2 protein-coding genes are annotated in these 4,069 nt (G+C 49.7%); both read right to left on the bottom strand.

Going from position 1 to position 4,069, the window contains the following annotated elements; genetic code table 11:
- Nucleotides 1-65: 65 nt before the first annotated feature.
- Entirely contained in the window at nucleotides 66-2,687 is a 2,622-nt protein-coding gene (gene pepN / locus Q1M25_RS08650; RefSeq protein ID WP_300483877.1) for an aminopeptidase N, read from the bottom strand.
- 155 nt (nucleotides 2,688-2,842) lie between these two features.
- The coding region (locus Q1M25_RS08645) for a YadA C-terminal domain-containing protein (RefSeq protein ID WP_300483876.1) at nucleotides 2,843-4,069 on the bottom strand (1,227 nt) is incomplete at its 5' end.

Raw genomic sequence — 4,069 nt, 5'->3', positions numbered from 1 at the left:
GTTTCAGACGGCCTTGAGTTTATCTATCCTTATTGCCAAATGACAATAAAGTCAACAAACAAGATTTATTTTTCATTCAAAATCTTACCGACAATCTCGCCCACATCTTTGGACAAACCTTCTTGTGCATTGATGCGTTGCAATTCTTTGGTCATGACGGCTTTGCGGTTGGCTTCCAATTTATTGCAGATGTTAAAAGCCTGCACCAGTCGGGCGGCAACTTGCGGATTAAAACGGTCGATTTCCATCACTTTATCGGCTACAAAGCGGTAGCCGCTGCCATCTTCTGCATGGAAATGCGGAATATTACGGCTGAAGCTGATCAACAAAGAACGGGCCTTGTTCGGGTTTTCAATACTGAACTTAGGATGACTCAAGGCCGTCTGAACTTGCTGTAAAGTATCTTTACGGCGGCTTGAAGCAATCAGGGCAAAGTATTTATCCATTACCAAAGCATCATCGGCAAATTTATCAGCAAATTGCGTCAACAAACGATCGCGGATTTCGCTTTTATTGCTGTTGATTGCAGATAAGATGCCCCATTCGTGGGTCATGTTTTGCGCCATTGCTGCGTAATTCTCCGCAACGTGTTCAATATGCGCAGCGTCAGCACGAAGGATAAATGCCCTGCAAGCATTGCGCAAAGTACGCCAGCCGGCCAATTCTGGGCTGTATTCATAACGAACAGCGGCATCGGCTTGGTTTTCTTGCTCAGCAGCTTGACGGTTCAACTCGCGCCATTGAGGCAGGAACTTGACGGCAACGACATTGAGCAAGGCTTCTCGCGCTTGATGAACCTGAATCGGGTCAATATTTTCTTCTTCCGACCATACATCGGTTTCAGACGGCATTTGCAGCAAAATGGCACGGAATGCCGGATCAAAGTCACCGGAAACCACCAAAGCCAAAGCATCCATCAATGCTTTATGTTCCGGCAAAGGACGGCCTTCCGCCAATGCCTGACGGTTGGCGTTAATGGCGCGATGGTACAAGGTTTGAGCAGCTTCCCAACGGGCAAACTCATTTTCATCTGCCGCCAGTAAAGTGGCCAATTCTTGCTCGCTGTACGGATAGTTCAGGGTAACCGGCGCAGAGAAATCACGCAGCAGAGACGGAATAACCGGCTCATTGACGCCGCCCAACACAAAAGTCTGCTCGGCTTCGGTCAATACCAAAACTGCCTCTTTCACCCGTTTGCCTTGATATTCAAACTCAACCGCTTCGCCTTTTTCATTTAGCAAACCGGTTTTGACCGGAATCATCATCGGCTGTTTGTCCGCCATATCGGGCGTCGCGGGAATGGTTTGTTTGATGGTTAATTCAAACGCACCATCTTTCAGACGGCCTTGAGCATCTAAAACCGGCGTACCGGCTTGGCTATACCACAAAGCGAACTGATCAAGATTGATGCCGTTTGCGTCTGCCATTGCGGCACGGAAATCATCACAAGTCACAGCCTGACCGTCGTGGCGTTGGAAATACAGCTTCATGCCTTTTTGGAAGCCCTCTTCTCCGAGCAAGGTGTGATACATGCGCACGACTTCCGCCCCTTTTTCATAAACGGTCATGGTGTAGAAGTTGTTCATCTCCTCATAGCTGGCCGGGCGGACAGGATGCGCAGTCGGGCCCGCATCTTCAGGGAATTGGAACAGACGCAGCATGCGGACATTGTCGATACGGCGCACCACGCGGCTGGCCCGGTCGCCGGAAAACTCTTGATCGCGGAATACGGTCAAACCTTCTTTCAGCGACAATTGGAACCAATCGCGGCAGGTCACGCGGTTGCCCGTCCAGTTGTGGAAATATTCATGGCCGACAACAGATTCGATGCCTTCAAAGTCGGTATCGGTTGCAGTACGGCTGTTGGCCAGCACGAACTTGGTGTTGAAAATATTCAAACCTTTGTTTTCCATCGCGCCCATATTGAAATCGCCCACGGCAACGACCATGAAAATATCCAAGTCGTATTCCAAACCGAAGCGTGTCTCGTCCCATTTCATCGCATTTTTCAACGATTCCACCGCAAAACCGACTTTAGGTTTGTCTGTCTCAGTGGTGTAAAACTCGATTTTGACCTTACGGCCGCTCATGGTCGTAAAATAATCTTCCGTTACCGCCAAATCGCCTGCCACCAAAGCAAAGAGATAACTCGGTTTGGCAAACGGGTCTTCCCATTTCACCCAATGACGGCCGTCTGAAAACTCGCCACCATCGATTTTATTGCCGTTAGATAGCAACACCGGATAGCGTTTTTTGTCTGCAACGATGGTGGTGGTAAATTTAGACATGACATCCGGACGGTCGATGTAGAACGTAATTTTGCGGAAACCTTCCGGTTCGCATTGGGTAAACAAATTGCCGCCGGAAGCATACAGACCCATCAGAGATTTGTTCTCAGCCGGTAGAATTTCGGTTTCCACTTCCAGCGTAAAGTTTTCAGACGGCACGCCGGCAATCGTCAGTTTTTCGTCCTCCAACACATAATCTACGGCCTGGCCGTTTACTTTCACTGACAGCAGTTTTGCCGAACCATCCAATACCAATGGCTCCCCTGCTCTTTCAGGTTGAACGGTCAGACTGGATTTGACGATGGTTTGCGGTTCTAAAATATCGAAATGCAGGGCGGTTTTCAGAATACGGTACGCTGGCGCGGCGTAGTCTTTCAAATAATGGATGGTTTTGCTCATTTGTTCTCTTTCAGAGTCATGCGGTAAATAGATGAAGCATATCGTTTCATATAGCCTAAATTCAAGTGTTTTCAGAAAAAAAGGCCGTCTGAAACCTAAAATTTCAGACGGCCTTCCTATTCAGGCAGCAAATCTAGTTGCCTGTCATTGCCAACTTACCACTGATACAGCGCACCGGCACCGACACCGACATGACCGTCGGTATTGGCCGAGAAGTTGCCTTTGACAATCCAGTTGCCGCCGTCGCTCATCGCAGACACGCCGATGGCCATGGCAGACTGACCACCGTAGTAGCCACTGCCGACACCGATACCGGTCGCACCCGGACGGGTTACTTGAGGAATCGAGCCTTGGGCAATCGCACCGGCCACACCCGCGTAGGCTTTCTTGCCTACTTGGTTGATATTGTTCTGCAACTCGGTACCCAAACCAATCAACTGGTTCACGTTTGCCGCATCTGTACCGTCTTTACCCGGAGCCACATTGGTAATGCGTTGGCCGCCGTTGTTCAGACCGACAGGAGACAGTTTGACTTGGTTGTTCGGATTGTTTTCAGTCGGTGCAGCGATGGTTACGCCGTCGTTGTTGACCACGGTATTGCCTGCGGTCAGACCGTCTTTGTTCAACGCAACTTTATCGCCGACTTTCACGCCGTCTTTGTTCATCACAGTATCGCCTGCTTTGAAAGTATCGGCATTCACGGTCTTCACGCTAATCTCGTCAGCCAACTTCAGCTGAGCGCCACCGGTAACGGTTTCGCTGATGATGTTGCTGTCGCCTTTGACGTTGATGGTAGAACCCAACGCGTAGTTGTTGCTGCCGGTGGTACCGCCGAAGTTAATGCCTTTGGCGATCGTCGCAGCATTGTTGGCCACGTTTTGGTTGGTTGCGTGCAACTGGCTGCCATTGACGGCATCTTTGCTGTTGGCATTGATGTCGCCATCCGCTACGTTGGTTACTTTGTTGCCCGCATTATCCAAGCCGTCTTTCGTCAGGTTTACCTTGCCTGCTTTCAAGCCGTCTTTATTCAATGCAACATCGTCACCCACTTTCACACCGTCAGTGTTCACTGTGGTATCGCCGGCTTTCACGCTGTCAACATCCAAGTCTTTATCGGTTGCCACCTCGTAAACAGTTTGACCCTTGTCGCCTGTTTTCTGAGTCACAACGATGTTCTTACCTTGAACGACTTCGGTCTTAGACGCAGCGGCAGCTTGTTTCAGTTGGGAAACATTGACTGCATCGGTGTCATCCGTACCAGCCGCAACGTTGGTAATCTTATTGCCGCCGTTGTTCAAGCCAGCTTTGGTCAGGTTAACATCGCCTACTTTCAAGCCGTCTTTGTTCAATGCAACATCATCGCCAACTTTCACACCGTCATT

It is taken from the genome of uncultured Neisseria sp., from assembly GCF_951230505.1.
In the GTDB taxonomy this organism is placed as follows: Bacteria; Pseudomonadota; Gammaproteobacteria; order Burkholderiales; family Neisseriaceae; genus Neisseria.
The sequence above is the reverse complement of the archived record's forward strand: the minus strand, read 5'-3'. Positions and strand labels throughout refer to the sequence as shown.

Coding starts and splice junctions, on each gene's coding strand:
- pepN (WP_300483877.1), bottom strand. CDS start 2,687: ATGAGCAAAACCATCCATTATTTGAAAGACTACGCCGCGCCAGCGTAC.